Genomic DNA, 16,222 nt, shown 5'->3' on the forward strand with positions numbered 1-16,222 from the left:
TATGGGATTTCGAGTCATTTTGGTTGAAGATAGTATGTCGCTAGGTGCGTTATATACTGAATACTTGTGCAGCGAAGGTGCTGACGTCACATTGGTGCAATATGGCGCCGATGCGATAAAAGAAATTGACCGTCAACCACCTGATTTGCTTATTTTAGATATCAAACTGCCTGATATGTCCGGTATGGATATTCTTTTACAGGTCCAGCAAAGTCATCCAGAGATGACAGTCATTATGATAACAGCCCATGGAACGATTGATATTGCCGTTGATGCTATGCGCTCTGGTGCGTTTGATTTTCTGGTTAAGCCATTTGACAGTAAGCGGTTGGCAATTACGGTTCGCAATGCAATGAAGCAACGTCAGCTTGTCAAACTAGTCTCTCAATATGAGAACAGTTTACCCAAGGCTAACTACCAAGGGTTTATTGGTGAGTCGCTGGCAATGCAAACCGTTTATAAAACCATTGATTGTGTGGCAAACAGTAAAGCATCTGTATTTATATTCGGCGAAAGCGGCACAGGTAAAGAGGTTTGCGCACAAGCAATTCATAATGCAGGCAATCGTAAAAATAAGGCATTTATTGCGTTAAACTGTGCCTCAATTCCAAAGGATTTAATTGAAAGCCAAATCTTTGGTCATACCAAAGGGGCGTTTACGGGGGCAGTGAGTCAGCGCGATGGTGCCGCAACCCAGGCCGATGGCGGAACATTATTTTTAGATGAAATTTGTGAAATGGATTTAGAGTTGCAAAGTAAACTGTTGCGCTTTATTCAAACCGGAGTATTCCGCCGTGTGGGTGGCTCTAAAGATGAAAAGGTGGATGTGAGGTTTGTTAGCGCAACCAATAAAGATCCTTGGCAGCAGGTGCAAGATGGCTTGTTTAGAGAAGATTTATATTATCGTTTGCATGTTATTCCTATTGAGTTGCCGCCGTTAAATCAACGCGGTAAAGATATTATGTTAATCGCCAATAAACTGCTTGGACAATACGCTAAAGAAGAGGGCAAACCGTTTAAAGGCTTTGACCAGATGGTGCAAAAAGTGTTGAGTGACTATCACTGGCCTGGCAATGTCAGGCAGCTTCAAAATGTGATCCGTCAAATTGTGGTGCTCAATGAGGCCGTTGACGTGGATATCACCATGTTACCTGCACGTATTGTCAATGATGGAAAAGATCGAGTAGCAGCGTCAATAGCCCCTAACACTAAGGTAATAGAGCAAGTTAGCTCACCCTCAATTGCAGCACATGACACTGCGGCTGTTATTCTGCATGATACGGATATAACAACAGAGCAGGTTATCGAGCCATTGTGGAAAACAGAAAAGCGCACTATAGAAAATGCAATTAACTTATGTGAAGGAAATATCCCTAAAGCGGCTGCAATGTTAGATATCAGTCCATCGACTATTTATCGTAAAAAACAATCCTGGGATGAAATGGAGCAGGTATAACTAAGCTGAACTAGGGTTATTATTTTCTACAATAAAAATGCCTGCTATCAAAGCAGGCATTTTTCATACAAGCTTTTCTAACCTGTTAGCTGTGGTATTGCTCACAAGCATATAGGGTATTTTCAAGCAAACTAGCAATGGTCATCGGGCCTACGCCGCCAGGAACGGGTGTAATAAAGGCTGCATTTTGTGCGGCTATATCATATTGGACATCACCGACTAAGCTACCATTGTCTAAACGGTTAATACCAACGTCAATTACGATTGCACCAGGCTTGATCCATTCTCCTGGTATAAAGCCAGGTTTACCCACTGCAACAACCACAAGGTCGGCTTGACGCACTTTTTGTTCTAGATTTTTTGTAAAACGATGGCATGTTGTCGTGGTGCAACCCGCCAGTAATAACTCCAATGTCATCGGTCTACCGACAATATTAGATGCGCCAACAACGGTGGCATCTAAGCCATAGGTATCAATACCGGTTGATTTTATCAGGGTCATAATACCCATCGGCGTACAAGAACGCAGCACAGGAATGCGTTGCGCTAAACGACCCACGTTGTAAGGGTGAAAACCATCTACATCTTTGTCCGGACGAATGTGCTCTATGACTTTAGAGTCGTCAATATGCGCAGGTAAAGGTAATTGCACTAAAATACCGTCAATTGCAGGATCTGCATTGCATTTATCGATTAATGCCAGTAAGTCTGCTTCTGTAGTAGATACATCAAGATCAAAGGATTGTGATTCAAAACCGACTTCTTCGCAGGCCTTACGCTTGCTGCCGACATAAACTTGTGACGCTGCATCACTGCCGACTAAAATCACCGCCAGTCCGGGTGCACGAAGTCCCGCGTCTTTTCGAGCGGTGACTTTTTGTTTAAGAGTGTTGCGGATAGATTGTGCAATGGCTTTACCGTCAATAATTTGAGCAGACATGGCTGTAGAGTTTCCTTTGAGAGACACAGGTATAGATTGGTGATGGTTAATCGGACGCTATTCTAACAGGCGTATGAAAGAGTGTCATTTGCTAGACTAGGAAAATACAGTGAATAAACTATTCGCGCTATGATGCTAATCATTATTTTGCTGTTTAAAGCACCATATAGATTATTCTATTAAAAAAATCGTTGACGCTAGCAAAGTGACTCGTTAATATGCGCTCCGTTCTTGAGACTATATAGCATTATATATTCTTAAATAACGTTTCGGTGATTAGCGCAGCCCGGTAGCGCATCTCGTTTGGGACGAGAGGGTCAGAGGTTCGAATCCTCTATCACCGACCAAATTTAAGTTATTTTTTTATGTTTATACTAAAAAGATAACGTGACAAGTGATAAACTTGTTAAGCCAGACAGGAAACAGTGAAAGCTGTACCATGCGCCCGTAGCTCAGTTGGATAGAGCACCCGCCTTCTAAGCGGGTGGTCGCAGGTTCGAATCCTGCCGGGTGTACCATTTCAGTGGTGATTGTAGCTCAGTTGGTAGAGTCCCGGATTGTGATTCCGGTTGTCGTGGGTTCGAACCCCATCAGTCACCCCATTATTCTCAAATTAGTATTTAAAGATAAATATTAATCTGATGAACCAATCGAACGTAATTTGTTCGATTATATTAAAAGCGACCTCAGGTCGCTTTTTTTATATCTTAAAAGCCACTATTGATGCTCGACTAAGCAAAAAACGCTAGCTATAATGTCGCGTCTTGATAAATATCAATTATGAGCTACTAGTGCCAACAGCGTTTTCAGCATTTATAAATAGCTGTGCTGGGTCTTCTAGTCAAAACCATGGTCAAGAAACGAATACTGAGTAGTTGAAATGTCGACTACTACAAAGGACGTTAGACATATTTCGAGGTAAAACAATGCAAGTTTCTGTTGAAACAACTCAAGGCCTAGAGCGTCGCCTAACCATTTCTGTTCCTGCTGGACAAATTGAGAAAGTGGTAAAAGACAATTTATTACGTGAAGCTAAGCGTGCACGTATTCCTGGCTTTCGCCCAGGTAAAGTACCTGCTTCAGTAATTGAAAAGCGTTATGGTGCTGCTATCCGTCAAGATGTGACTGGCGAAATCATGCAACGTAACTTCATTGAAGCGATTGTTGCTGAAAAATTAAACCCAGCAGGTGCGCCAGTATTTGCACCGGGTAAAGTTGAAGGCGAAAACTTTGAGTTTGTTGCTACTTTTGAAATCTACCCAGAAGTTGTACTAGCTGGTTTAGATAGCATTCAAGTAGAGCAACCAAAAGCTGAAGTGAATGACGCTGATGTTGATGCAATGATTGAAACGTTACGTAAGCAACACGCTACTTATGCAGCTGTTGAGCGTAACGCGGCTGACGGCGACAAAGTTAAAATGAACTTTGTCGGCAGCGTAGATGGAGAAGAGTTCGAAGGCGGCAAAGCTGATGACTTCGAACTTCAACTTGGTAGCAATCGTATGATCCCTGGTTTTGAAACCGGTATCATTGGTCATAAATCAGGTGATGAATTCGAAATCGAAGTGTCTTTCCCTGAAGATTACCATGCAGAAAACTTAAAAGGTAAAGCGGCCAAGTTCGTTATCACCTTAACTGAAGTTCAAGCGGCTAACTTACCAGAAGTTAACGACGAGTTTGCTTCACTATTCGGTATTGCTGACGGTGGCTTAGATGCCCTTAAAGCTGAGATCCGTAAAAATATGACTCGCGAGCTTGATCAAGCATTAAAAGCTAACGTGAAAGAGCAAGTTATCACGGGTTTACTAGCCGCTAATGACATTACTATTCCATCAGCATTGGTTGACGGTGAAGTGAATGTTTTACGTCAGCAAGCTATGCAACGTTTTGGCGGCGACGCTAAAAACATGCCTGAGCTACCAGCGGATCTATTCGCTGAACAAGCTGAGCGTCGTGTGAAGATTGGTCTTTTATTAGGTGAAGTTATCAAAACTAACGAACTTAAAGCAGAAGATACTCGTGTTAATGCATTAATCGAATCTATGGCTTCAGCTTATGAAGATCCATCAGAAGTTGTTGCTTACTACAATGGCAACAAAGAACTTATGCAAAACATGCGTAACGTTGCTTTAGAAGAACAGGCCGTGGAAGCATTGCTAAAATCTGCAAAAGTAACCGTTAAAGACGTCGCTTTTGAAGAATTTATGAACAAGGCTACCGGTCGCGCGTAACCTTCGCTTGACTTAATAAGGCGTTAGCCATTTATAATGGTTCGTATGAGGTTCTCATACGAGCCATTTTTTATTTTAGGGAAATGAATAATGTTTAAAGCGCCAGAATCTGTACTTAATGCTCTTGTACCTATGGTTGTTGAACAAACGGCTAAAGGTGAACGTTCATACGACATCTTCTCTCGTTTATTAAAAGAGCGTGTGATCTTTTTAGTTGGACAAGTTGAAGAGCACATGGCTAATCTAATTGTGGCTCAATTATTGTTCCTAGAGTCAGAAAGCCCAGACAAAGATATATTTTTGTATATTAACTCACCTGGCGGCTCTGTTACTGCGGGTATGGCTATTTATGACACCATGCAGTTCATTAAGCCAAATGTGAGCACAGTATGTATGGGACAAGCTTGTAGCATGGGTGCATTCTTGCTTGCCGCTGGCGCAAAAGGTAAACGTCATTGCCTACCGAATGCACGCGTGATGATCCACCAACCATTAGGTGGATTCCAAGGTCAGGCATCTGATATCGCTATTCATGCTAAAGAGATGTTAGGCATTAAGAATAAATTAAATGAAATTCTTGCTGAACATACGGGTCAACCGATTGAAGTTATTGAGCGTGATACAGACCGTGACAACTTTATGAGTGCCACTAAAGCGGCAGAATATGGCTTAGTTGACTCAGTAATTACCACTCGAAGCTAATACAAGCTGATTTTTTGCTGTGACTGGGTTATTCTTACTTTAATTGTGAGAATAACTCAGATATACGGCTTGAGAGTATATCGACAAGCAGAGCTCAGACGTCAGGTCTAGGCTGCAACCAGAGGTATAATAATGGGCGATAACAAAAATAACGGTGACAGCACAAAATTGCTGTACTGCTCTTTTTGCGGAAAAAGCCAACATGAAGTCAGAAAACTGATTGCTGGCCCATCGGTGTATGTATGCGATGAGTGTGTGGAATTATGTAATGACATTATCCGTGAAGAAATCAAAGAGATTTCACCTAAACGTGATGATGACAAGTTGCCTACGCCCCATGAGTTACGTAATCATTTGGATGATTATGTTATCGGCCAGGATAAAGCTAAAAAAGTATTAGCCGTGGCGGTATATAATCATTACAAGCGCCTTAAAAATGCGTCTCCAAAAGGTGGCCTCGAGTTAGGTAAAAGTAATATTTTACTGATAGGTCCAACCGGTAGTGGTAAAACATTACTTGCTGAAACCTTAGCGCGTTCACTCAATGTGCCATTTACGATGGCTGATGCAACTACTTTAACCGAAGCGGGTTATGTAGGTGAAGACGTTGAAAACATCATTCAAAAGTTATTGCAAAAATGCGATTACGATGTTGAAAAAGCACAACGCGGTATCGTGTATATTGATGAAATTGATAAAATCAGCCGTAAGTCTGACAATCCATCGATTACCCGAGATGTGTCAGGTGAAGGTGTTCAACAAGCTTTGCTTAAATTGATTGAAGGTACCGTTGCAGCAGTTCCTCCTCAAGGTGGACGTAAGCACCCTCAGCAGGAGTTTTTACAGGTTGATACCTCTAAAATCTTATTTATCTGTGGCGGAGCGTTTGCGGGCTTAGAAAAAGTCATTGAACAACGTATAAACACAGGAACCGGCATTGGTTTTGGGGCTGAAGTTAAAGGCGAAGCAGATAAAGCGACTATTTCTGAAGTTTTAGGTCAAGTTGAGCCAGGCGATTTAGTTAAATTTGGTTTAATTCCTGAATTTATTGGTCGTTTACCTGTTGTTGCTACTTTGACTGAACTTGATGAAGATGCCTTAATTCAAATTCTGTCCAAACCTAAGAATGCGTTAACTAAGCAATATGCCGCATTGTTTGAAATGGAAAATGTAGAACTTGAATTTCGCGAAGATGCCTTAAAAGCCATAGCTAACAAAGCAATGAATCGTAAGACAGGCGCACGTGGTTTACGTTCAATTGTTGAAAGTATCTTACTTGATACCATGTACGATATTCCTTCTCAAGAAGGTGTGGTTAAAGCTGTGGTTGATGAGTCAGTCGTTAAAGGTGAGTCTGCACCTATCTTGATTTATGAAAATAGTGAATCGAAAACGGCCTCTGGCGAGTAATAAATATACAGCTAGGTAATAAGTTGAAAAATAAGGAGTCCATTGGGCTCCTTTTTTCGTATTGACCATTGAAACTGAGTGCATCACCCCAATATACTCTGTAATAAGTCTTTTCATGAAACGGAATCGAGCCATGACCCAAGAGCGTGAAGCGCATATCGAACTCCCCGTATTACCACTTCGTGATGTTGTGGTATATCCCCATATGGTTATTCCGCTATTCGTCGGACGGGAAAAATCTATCCGTTGCTTAGAGTCGGCAATGGAACAAGACAAGCAAATTCTATTAGTGGCCCAACGAGATGCAGATCTCGATGAGCCAACAAAAGATGACATATTTGACATAGGTACTGTTGCATCAATATTACAGTTATTAAAACTGCCTGATGGAACCGTAAAAGTATTGGTTGAAGGTGGCCAACGGGCTAAAATTACCCGTTATACTCAGGAAGATACTTTTTTTGTTGCAACTGCTGAGTATTTAGAATCTGAGTCGTTAGCGGAGAAAGAAGAAGAAGTGCTGGTTCGTAGCGCGATAGGTCAATTTGAAGGCTATATCAAGCTGAATAAAAAGATCCCGCCTGAAGTATTAACCTCACTAACTGGTATCGATGAGGCTGCACGTTTAGCCGACACTATGGCGGCGCACATGCCACTCAAGCTTGAAGACAAACAGTCTGTGCTCGAGATGATCAATGTTGGCGAGCGTTTAGAATATTTAATGGCGATGATGGAAGCTGAAATTGACTTGTTACAAGTTGAAAAACGCATCCGTACTCGTGTTAAAAAACAGATGGAAAAAAGTCAGCGTGAGTACTATTTGAATGAGCAAATGAAAGCCATTCAAAAAGAGCTAGGTGATATTGACGAAAGCCATGATGAATTTGAGCTCTTAGGTAAAAAGATTGAAGAATCTGGCATGCCAAAAGATGCCAAAGATAAAGCGAGCGCTGAATTAAACAAATTAAAAATGATGTCTCCAATGTCTGCTGAAGCGACGGTTGTCCGCAGCTACGTTGATTGGATGACCTCAGTGCCATGGAAAAAACGTTCGAAAATAAAACGTGATTTAGCCAAAGCACAAGATGTGTTAGATACTGATCATCACGGTTTAGAAAAAGTAAAAGAACGCATTTTAGAGTACTTAGCGGTTCAAAGCAGAGTCAAACAGCTTAAAGGCCCTATTTTATGTTTAGTGGGACCACCAGGGGTAGGTAAAACCTCACTGGGGCAATCAATTGCGAAAGCGACAGGGCGTGAATACGTACGTGTTGCATTAGGTGGCGTGCGTGATGAAGCGGAAATTCGTGGTCATCGCCGTACCTATATTGGTTCTATGCCTGGCAAGATTATTCAAAAAATGGCTAAAGTGGGTGTTAAAAACCCATTATTCCTACTGGATGAAATTGATAAAATGAGTTCAGATATGCGCGGCGATCCATCGTCGGCATTACTTGAAGTATTAGACCCAGAGCAAAACGCGACCTTTAACGATCATTATTTAGAAGTTGACTATGACTTATCTGATGTGATGTTCGTGGCAACCTCAAACTCAATGGATATTCCCGGTCCTCTATTAGACCGTATGGAAGTGATCCGTTTATCGGGTTATACCGAAGATGAAAAACTCAATATCGCCAAGCAACATTTGTTGACTAAACAAATTGAGCGTAATGGTCTTAAAGCGAAAGAAATTAATATCGAAGACAGCGCAATTTTAGGCATTATTCGTTATTACACCCGTGAAGCAGGCGTGCGTTCATTAGAGCGTGAATTATCTAAAATCTGCCGAAAAGTCGTTAAGCAAATTTTATTAGATAAGAAAGTCAAAACGGTTAAAGTGAATCAAGATAACTTGAAATCATTTTTAGGTGTTCAGCGTTTTGATTACGGTAAAGCTGAGTCTGCTAACCAGATTGGTCAAGTAACCGGATTAGCTTGGACTCAAGTTGGCGGTGACCTGTTAACTATTGAGGCAACCTCGGTTGCAGGTAAAGGCAAGCTTACCTACACAGGTTCACTCGGTGATGTAATGCAAGAGTCTATTAAAGCCGCAATGACAGTTGTGCGTGCCCGCGCTGAACAGTTAGGCATTAATGCAGACTTTTACGAGAAGCGTGATATTCACGTGCATGTACCTGAAGGGGCTACACCGAAAGATGGGCCATCTGCAGGTGCGGCTATGTGTACCGCGTTGGTTTCTAGCTTAACGGGTAACCCTGTACGCAGTGATGTGGCAATGACTGGTGAGATAACGCTTCGTGGTGAAGTGTTACCTATTGGTGGCTTGAAAGAGAAATTGCTTGCAGCACACAGAGGTGGCATTAAACACGTGCTTATTCCTAAAGAAAATGAGCGTGATTTAGAAGAAATTCCACAAAATGTGATTGCTGATTTACAAATACATCCAGTACGTTGGGTTGATGAAGTGCTTAAATTAGCGCTTGAGCGTCCGGTGGAAGGCTTCGAAGTGGTTAAAAAGTAGCTCTTTAGTGAAAAAATTGCTCTAGAGCATGAAAAAAGTGAAAAAAGGGGCTTAACAAAACGCTGAGCTGTGGTAGCCTAGGTTTGTGGAGAGTCAGACACACCAAGCCCTTGGCGCATCTGACTTTGAGCTGTATCCAATTTTTATTTTTTTGGTTTTCTATAAAATTTGACATAGTGTTGAGTTTTTAACAAAAAGCCTCCGCAGACCGCTCTAAACATGGATTTGGTTGCGGCGCGACAATAACATTCAAGGGGATGACATGAACAAATCTGAACTAATCGAGAAAATTGCTTCTGGTGCTGATATTTCTAAAGCTGCTGCTGGTCGTGCGTTAGACTCATTTATTGCTGCAGTGACTGAAGGTTTACAAGACGGTCAGAAAATTTCTCTAGTTGGTTTTGGTACTTTTGAAGTACGTCAACGTGCTGAGCGTACTGGCCGTAACCCGCAAACGGGTAAAGAAATTAAAATTGCTGCTGCGAACATTCCTGCGTTCAAAGCTGGCAAATCACTAAAAGACGCTGTTAACTAAAAAGAGTTAATTACGTCGCCTTTTGTTAGGCATTCGTGAGTTAAGCACTGCTTTGGCGGTGCTTTTTACGAAATGGAATGTCAGTTGTTAAGTTCACTGATATTCGGAGTATTGGGTTGTACCCTTGGTAGCGTCTGATAACTCCATGTAAACAAGGCGCATCACAAGAGATGCGCCTTTTTATTTTAATCGCAACAAGCGAGAATTCAGATGTTAGAAAAAATCCGCGAAGGATCACAGGGAATTGTTGCTAAAACGATTCTAGTGCTTGTGATATTTTCATTTGCTTTTGCTGGTGTTAGTAGCTATTTAGGCTCTAGTACTGGTGTACCTGCTGCTATTGTTAATGGAATTGAAATTCCTGAAACTGAATTAGAACAAGCTTTCCAAAACGAGCGTGCTAGTTTAAAACAACAATATGGCGAAATGTTTGATGCTTTATCTGCAGATGACAGCTATATGCAAGGCATCAAGAAAGGTGTGTTAGATCGTTTAGTCGCAAACACACTTGTCGATCAAGCCGCTGTTGACCTTGGTTTACGTGTTTCTGATGAGCAAATAAAACAAGCTATTTACACTGAACCCGCATTTCAAACCGACGGCCAGTTTGATAACGATCGTTATCAAGCAGTATTGCGTCAATTGAACTATCAGCCAGTCACATTTCGCAATATGATGCGTGTTGATATGACGCGTAGTCAGTTATTAAAGGCGTTAGTCGGTAGTGAGTTTGTACTTGATGGTGAAGCAAAACAGCTTGCTGAAGTACAAAGTCAAACCCGTGATATTCGTTATATCTCTGTTGATTCAACACCTTTTTTAGTATCAGCTGATGTTACTGCTGAAGAAACTAAAGCGTTTTATGATGCTAACTTAATGCAGTTTATGAGCCCAGAGCTTGTCAGCCTTGAGTATGTTGAATTAAATGTGAAAGATATGGTCAGCGATATTGTTGTTGATGATGCTGAAGCGACTGAATATTATCAAGACAATCAATCACAGTATCAAACACCTGAAAAGCGTTTAGCGAGTCATATTTATGCAGCGAGTGGTGATGATGCAGCTGATGAAGCAAAGTTAGATGCGATTGCAGCACGTATTGCAGCAGGTGAAGATTTTGCTGAATTAGCGAAAACGGAATCTGATGATAAATTCAGTGCCGAGCAAGGTGGTCAAATCGATTGGTTTGAGCAAGGCGTTATGGATGCCGCGTTTGATGAAGTCTTATTCAGTCTTGAAAAAGGTCAAGTATCAGCGGTTGTTAAAGGTGAATTTGGTTTCCACATTATCAAACTAGTTGATGTTCAGCCAGGCGCAATTGCTGCGTTTGATGATGTTAAAGCTAAAATTATTGCTCAAATTAAAGAGACAAAAGCATTAAGTATATTCTATGGCTTACAAACTAAGCTTGCAGATACTAGCTATGAAATCCCTGACACATTAATTGATACTGCTAATGCAGTGAATAAAGAAGTTCAGACAACAGCTTTGTTTACTCGAGATAATCCACCGGCTAATTTAAACAAGCCTGATTTAGTCAAAGCGGCATTCTCAGATCAAGTACTGAGCAGTGGCATGAACAGCGAAGTGATTGAGCTTGACCCTAATCATGTTGTCGTTATCCGTGTTAAGCAGCATCAAGATGCCGGTACCATGAGTTTTGACAAAGTTGAAGCGCAAATCGTACAACGTCTTAAGTATGATAAAGCCAATGAAGCGGCACGTGAAAAAGCGGCTACTTATATGACTCAGCTTAAAACGGGTGATTTTGCTATTAGTGGAGCAGAATTAATCACTGTGGCTAAATTAGATCGCTTTAATCAAGATGTTGACGCTGCGATTGCTAATAAAGCATTCAAAATGCCAGCACCAGAAGCAGAAGCTGTGTCAATTGATACCGTTGCATTAGGTGCAGGTTATGCTGTTGTTGTACTTGATAAAGTTAACGCTGCTGAAAATATTGATGCTAGTTTGTTGCAGTCGATTAAAGACGGTTTATCACGTCAATATGGTCAAGCGGATTACCGTGCTGTGATAGATTCGTTAAAGTCTAAAGCACAGATTGAATATCCTGTAGCTGAATAATTTTTAGTTACATTATCACGATGCTAAAAAAGCCAAGGTTTATTTAACCTTGGCTTTTTTTATTTGCTTTATCATCTTATCGATGACTTATATCGCTTTTACAGCATCTGTTTATATAATGAATTTAATGAGCTATGTTCTCAGGCTTATCTCGATTAAATATGATTTTAAGAGGCTTTACTGTGGATCTTGAGCAGCAATTTGAAGGTGTTTTACAACTTATTGATAATCACTTAAATGAAAACCTGTCCCTTGAGCGATTGTCTGCTAAGGCGGGGGGACCTTTAAACCATTTTGAGTTTATTTTTTATAGTTTGTATCACACTCAAGTTGGAGACTATATCGCGTTATTGAGAAATATTGAAGCGGCTCAAACCTTAGGGTTTGATAAGAGTGTCAGTATCCTTGAGGTTGCAAAAGCAGCTGGGTATTCATCCACTGTTGAGTTTACCAAAGCTTTTACATCAAGTATTGGTCAAACTCCACAAGCTTTTAGGCAAGCACCCGATTGGGCTAATTTCTTTATAAAACAACAGCCACTAAAAACATTATCGCAGGGGCATAACACCTTAACTGATACTGATGTAAATATTGAAATCATACAGCTAGATAAACTTGATTTAGTGCTGATTAAACATCGCGGAGCTAAAGTTTATTTACCGCAAACTATTCAGGCGTTAATCGCCTTTAGAAAAGCACATCAATTAACACTCTTAGATAACCGAACATTTAATTTTGTTTATAGTTTGCCACAAAATATGAGTATGAACTACGCGATTGATATTGGTGTGAGTGTACCTACAGCCAAATTGAGTGATCTAAAGGTTGTAATGGCTGATTCAGAATATTTTAAAGCGAGCGCGACACCAAGCGGAACATACGCTACTTTCGAGCATAAAGGCTCTGAAATAGCGCTACAAAGTAAAATTAGCTATCTGTACAGCATATGGCTAGCTAAAAATGATTTTACCCTTACAGAGCACCCACTAACCTTTGAGCGTTTTGATCTTACTGACACTATTGACGACGTGCATGTGAAAGTTTATTTAGCGGTAAGTTAGATCACTATGGTTCAATATGTGAGTGATTTAATACCCGGTTAATTTAATGTGCCAGTGATTAATGCGTTAGCGTTGTTAAAGTGAGGACAAGGTGCTTCAGAGGCTTATCTAGAAAGAGGGAAGAGCTCTTTGAGTGAATGTGTACTTAGCCCACTTTTATTAAGTCTTACCTCGCTTAAAAAAGAAAAACCAGCCAAGTAGGCTGGTTTTTTAATAACTGAATCTATTGTTTATAAACTAACAACATCAAACTCTACATTCGGGTTTACGTCTGCTTCGTAATCAATACCGTCAATACCAAAGCCAAATAGCTTCAAAAACTCTTCTTTATATTCTCGGTAGTCCGCAAGTTCAGATAAGTTTTCTGTGGTTACGAGTGGCCATAAATCACGACAATGCTTTTGAATTTCTTCACGTAATTCCCAGTCATCTAAACGTAAACGATTAGTGTCGTCCACAGCAGGAGCTTGACCATCAGCACGGAATAAACGCTCACTGAACATACGGTAAATTTGATCCATACAGCCTTCGTGAAGACCTTCTTCACGCATTTTCTTGAATACCATAGCGATATACAATGGCATAACAGGGATCGCCGAGCTGGCTTGAGTCACAACACTCTTCAATACAGCAACATTGGCTGAGCCGCCTTTAGTGGCTAGTTTGTTATTTAATGAATGAGCAGCACGATCTAAATCCATTTTAGCTTTGCCAAGGGCGCCATGCCAGTAGATAGGCCAAGTGATTTCTGTACCAATGTAGCTGTAGGCGACTGTTTTACAACCGTCAGCAAGTACACCTGCTTGTGAAAGTGCTTCAATCCACAATTCCCAATCTTCGCCGCCCATAACGGTAACTGTATCTGCAATCTCTTGCTCAGTAGCGGGTTCAACGGAGGTTTCAATAATAGTGTCTTTATTAGTATCCACTGCGGTTGCACTGTAGGTTTCACCTATTGGCTTTAATGATGAACGAATAACTTCACCGGTATCGGGCAGTTTACGCACAGGTGAGGCAAGTGAATATACCACCATATCAATTTGACCTAAGTCTTGTTTGATAAGCTCAATAACCTTTTGCTTTGCTTCATGGCTAAATGCATCACAGTTAATGCTTTTTGAATATAAACCTTCGGCTTTAGCAAACTTATCAAACGCGGCAGAATTATACCAACCTGCTGTACCGGGTTTAGTTTCTGAGCTTGGTTTTTCGAAAAATACACCGATTGTAGCTGCGTCACTACCAAATGCTGAAGCGATACGTGAAGATAAGCCATAGCCACTAGATGAACCGACCACTAATACCTTTTTAGGACCATTAGTGATTTTACCTTTTGCTTTAGTTAAATCGATTTGTTCTTTTACGTTAGCTTCACAACCAACAGGATGGGTTGTGGTACATATAAAGCCACGAATTTTTGGTTTAATAATCATAAGTCAGTTCTTCCTTTGTCGTTGGCACTAGGATAATTAGATCGTCGATGAAATGGCACTTATTTTTGTGTAAAGTTGCCATTTAGGCCAGTGGTTGGAGCAGTTTAACGCTTTTGCATGAAATGAGTTTGTTCTTGAATGAGCCTTTGGGTGTATTCATGCTGAGGCGAAGTGAATAAGTCTGCAGTATTTGCTTTTTCTACCATACAGCCATTGTGAAGCACCATAATTTTATCGCTGATATGGCGGATGATATTTAAGTTATGCGATACAAATATATAAGATAAACCGAGTTCTTTTTGTAATTTTAACAATAAGTTAATGATTTGTGACCGAACAGATAAATCAAGTGCGGTTAATGCTTCATCGGCAATAATAATTTTGGGATTTAGCATTAATGCTCGCGCAACGGCAACACGCTGTTTTTGACCTTCTGATACCATATGGGGATAAAAATTAACGTGCTCAGGCAATAAACCAACCTTACGCAAAGTATCAATTACTTGCACCCGTCGCTCTTCAACGGTAAGGCTTGTACTAAACTTAAGTGGTTCATTGAGTAATTCACCAATGGTTAATCTTGGATTTAACGAGGTGTTTGGGTCTTGGAAAATCATTCTGATTAAGCGGCAACGCTGTTTTACATTACGTGACTCTAAGGCTTCACCTTCAAAAAAAATATCACCACTACTTCTTTGTTCTGCACCCACTAAAATACGCGCAAGGGTTGATTTTCCTGAGCCCACTTCACCGACAATTGCCAATGTTTCGCCACGCCCTAGCTCAAAGGATACGGGTAATAGTGCATCATAATATTGTGGTACGAACCCTTTGTAACCTGTTAAGTATTGCTTACTCAGGTTGGTCACTTTAAGCAAAGGTGTTGTCATCGGCTTCTTGCTCATTTTTGTATGGAAAGTGGCAGGCAAATGCACGATCTTTAACGTGCTCTATTTTAGGCTGTTTGACACATTGTCGTTTAGCTTCAGGGCATCGAGGCCCTAATCTGCAACCTGCAGGGAGATTTTGAATTGAAGGAGATGATCCTTGCAGTGTTGGTAAATCAGATTTATGTCGCATTTTACCCGTGTAATCAGGTAAGTTCTTTAAAAGTGCACGGGTATACGGATGAAACGGACTCGCAACTATCTCATCTGTGGGGCCAGACTCCATCATTTGACCACCGTATAATACGGTTAAATGATCGCAATATTGGACTAATGTTTCAAGTTCATGGCTAACTAATAAAATCGACACATTTTGCAGCTGATTTAACTGTGATAATAACCTAAATATCTGTGCCTGAGTATTTTGTTCCATCGAGTTTGTCGGTTCATCCGCAATTAATAACTTGGGGTGATTCGCAACCGCCATAGCTATCATGACTTTCTGGCATTCACCTTCTGATAATTCCCATGGATAGCACTTCATCAAGGATTTAGGGCTTTTGATGCCCACCTTATGTAACCATTTTTGCGCGTTTAGGTAGGTATCTTTGGCTCTACGCCAAAAAGGAACATTTTTGTTAGGTACCATAGCTTCAATTAATTGGCTACCGACGGTTTTTACCGGATCAAGACTGCCCGATGGGTCTTGAAAGATCATTGCCATATCGCTGCCCATTAAGCAGCGGCGCTCTTTGGCGGTTAATTCGAGTAAGTCTTTGCCATCAAACATCATTCTGTCAGCCATAACATACCAGTTAGTGCCTAAAATTCCCAAAATGGCTTTAGCTAATATACTTCGTCCTGAACCTGACTCTCCCACCAAACCATGAATTTCTCCAGGGTTCATGGTGAGACTGACCTTTTCTAATACCGCCACTCTACCGTGGTCGGTATCGAGTTCTATTGTTAGGTTTCGAATATCGAGTAATGGCATAAA

12 protein-coding genes and 3 tRNA genes are annotated in these 16,222 nt (G+C 40.9%); 11 read left to right on the forward strand and 4 right to left on the reverse strand.

Features of this window, described 5'->3' with window-relative positions; all coding sequences use genetic code 11:
• Position 1: 1 nt before the first annotated feature.
• Positions 2–1,456 carry a sigma-54-dependent transcriptional regulator gene (locus ACRWQL_RS16565; protein ID WP_434951143.1) on the forward strand — a complete coding sequence of 485 codons (1,455 nt, stop codon included), beginning with the start codon at positions 2–4 and terminating at the stop codon, positions 1,454–1,456.
• 85 nt (positions 1,457–1,541) lie between these two features.
• Here ACRWQL_RS16565 and folD read toward each other — a convergent pair whose 3' ends face one another.
• On the reverse strand, positions 1,542–2,396 hold the full coding sequence (gene folD, locus ACRWQL_RS16570) for a bifunctional methylenetetrahydrofolate dehydrogenase/methenyltetrahydrofolate cyclohydrolase FolD (protein ID WP_434938420.1): 855 nt from the start codon (positions 2,394–2,396) through the stop codon (positions 1,542–1,544).
• A 270-nt stretch (positions 2,397–2,666) separates the two neighbouring features.
• On the opposite strand from folD, the gene ACRWQL_RS16575 reads away from it, so the two are divergent.
• From ACRWQL_RS16575 to ACRWQL_RS16620, 10 genes are all read left to right on the forward strand, one after another.
• A tRNA-Pro gene (locus tag ACRWQL_RS16575) sits at positions 2,667–2,743 on the forward strand.
• A 94-nt stretch (positions 2,744–2,837) separates the two neighbouring features.
• A tRNA-Arg gene (locus ACRWQL_RS16580) sits at positions 2,838–2,914 on the forward strand.
• Positions 2,915–2,922: 8 nt separating this feature from the next.
• Positions 2,923–2,998: transfer RNA gene (locus tag ACRWQL_RS16585), tRNA-His, on the forward strand.
• 324 nt (positions 2,999–3,322) lie between these two features.
• Entirely contained in the window at positions 3,323–4,627 is a 1,305-nt protein-coding gene (gene tig / locus ACRWQL_RS16590) for a trigger factor (RefSeq protein ID WP_434926629.1), read from the forward strand.
• A gap of 90 nt (positions 4,628–4,717) precedes the next feature.
• Positions 4,718–5,329 carry an ATP-dependent Clp endopeptidase proteolytic subunit ClpP gene (gene clpP, locus ACRWQL_RS16595; protein WP_226414549.1) on the forward strand — a complete coding sequence of 204 codons (612 nt, stop codon included), beginning with the start codon at positions 4,718–4,720 and terminating at the stop codon, positions 5,327–5,329.
• 132 nt (positions 5,330–5,461) lie between these two features.
• Positions 5,462–6,739: an ATP-dependent protease ATP-binding subunit ClpX gene (gene clpX / locus ACRWQL_RS16600; protein ID WP_226414552.1), complete on the forward strand. Its 1,278-nt coding sequence runs from the start codon at positions 5,462–5,464 to the stop codon at positions 6,737–6,739.
• Positions 6,740–6,872: 133 nt separating this feature from the next.
• The gene (gene lon, locus ACRWQL_RS16605; protein WP_434953410.1) at positions 6,873–9,224 is read left to right on the forward strand and encodes an endopeptidase La; all 2,352 of its coding nucleotides are present in this window, start codon (positions 6,873–6,875) and stop codon (positions 9,222–9,224) included.
• Between the two features lie 262 nt (positions 9,225–9,486).
• On the forward strand, positions 9,487–9,759 hold the full coding sequence (locus ACRWQL_RS16610; protein WP_226414554.1) for an HU family DNA-binding protein: 273 nt from the start codon (positions 9,487–9,489) through the stop codon (positions 9,757–9,759).
• A gap of 210 nt (positions 9,760–9,969) precedes the next feature.
• On the forward strand, positions 9,970–11,844 hold the full coding sequence (locus tag ACRWQL_RS16615) for a SurA N-terminal domain-containing protein (RefSeq protein WP_434951145.1): 1,875 nt from the start codon (positions 9,970–9,972) through the stop codon (positions 11,842–11,844).
• A 134-nt stretch (positions 11,845–11,978) separates the two neighbouring features.
• On the forward strand, positions 11,979–12,905 hold the full coding sequence (locus tag ACRWQL_RS16620) for an AraC family transcriptional regulator (RefSeq protein WP_434951147.1): 927 nt from the start codon (positions 11,979–11,981) through the stop codon (positions 12,903–12,905).
• A gap of 230 nt (positions 12,906–13,135) precedes the next feature.
• On the opposite strand, the gene fabV is transcribed toward ACRWQL_RS16620, so the two are convergent.
• From fabV to ACRWQL_RS16635, 3 genes are all read right to left on the reverse strand, one after another.
• On the reverse strand, positions 13,136–14,338 hold the full coding sequence (gene fabV, locus ACRWQL_RS16625; protein WP_434926625.1) for an enoyl-ACP reductase FabV: 1,203 nt from the start codon (positions 14,336–14,338) through the stop codon (positions 13,136–13,138).
• Between the two features lie 104 nt (positions 14,339–14,442).
• Positions 14,443–15,228 (reverse strand): peptide ABC transporter ATP-binding protein, encoded by a 786-nt coding sequence (locus tag ACRWQL_RS16630; protein ID WP_434926624.1) that lies wholly within the window; start codon positions 15,226–15,228, stop codon positions 14,443–14,445.
• A complete protein-coding gene (locus ACRWQL_RS16635) occupies positions 15,209–16,219 on the reverse strand; it encodes an oligopeptide/dipeptide ABC transporter ATP-binding protein (RefSeq protein ID WP_434926623.1) in 1,011 nt (336 codons plus the stop codon). The genes ACRWQL_RS16630 and ACRWQL_RS16635 overlap by 20 nt, the downstream gene beginning before the upstream one ends.
• Positions 16,220–16,222 lie beyond the last annotated feature (3 nt).

It is taken from the genome of Shewanella sp. HL-SH4, from assembly GCF_051164845.1.
In the GTDB taxonomy this organism is placed as follows: Bacteria; Pseudomonadota; Gammaproteobacteria; order Enterobacterales; family Shewanellaceae; genus Shewanella; species Shewanella glacialimarina.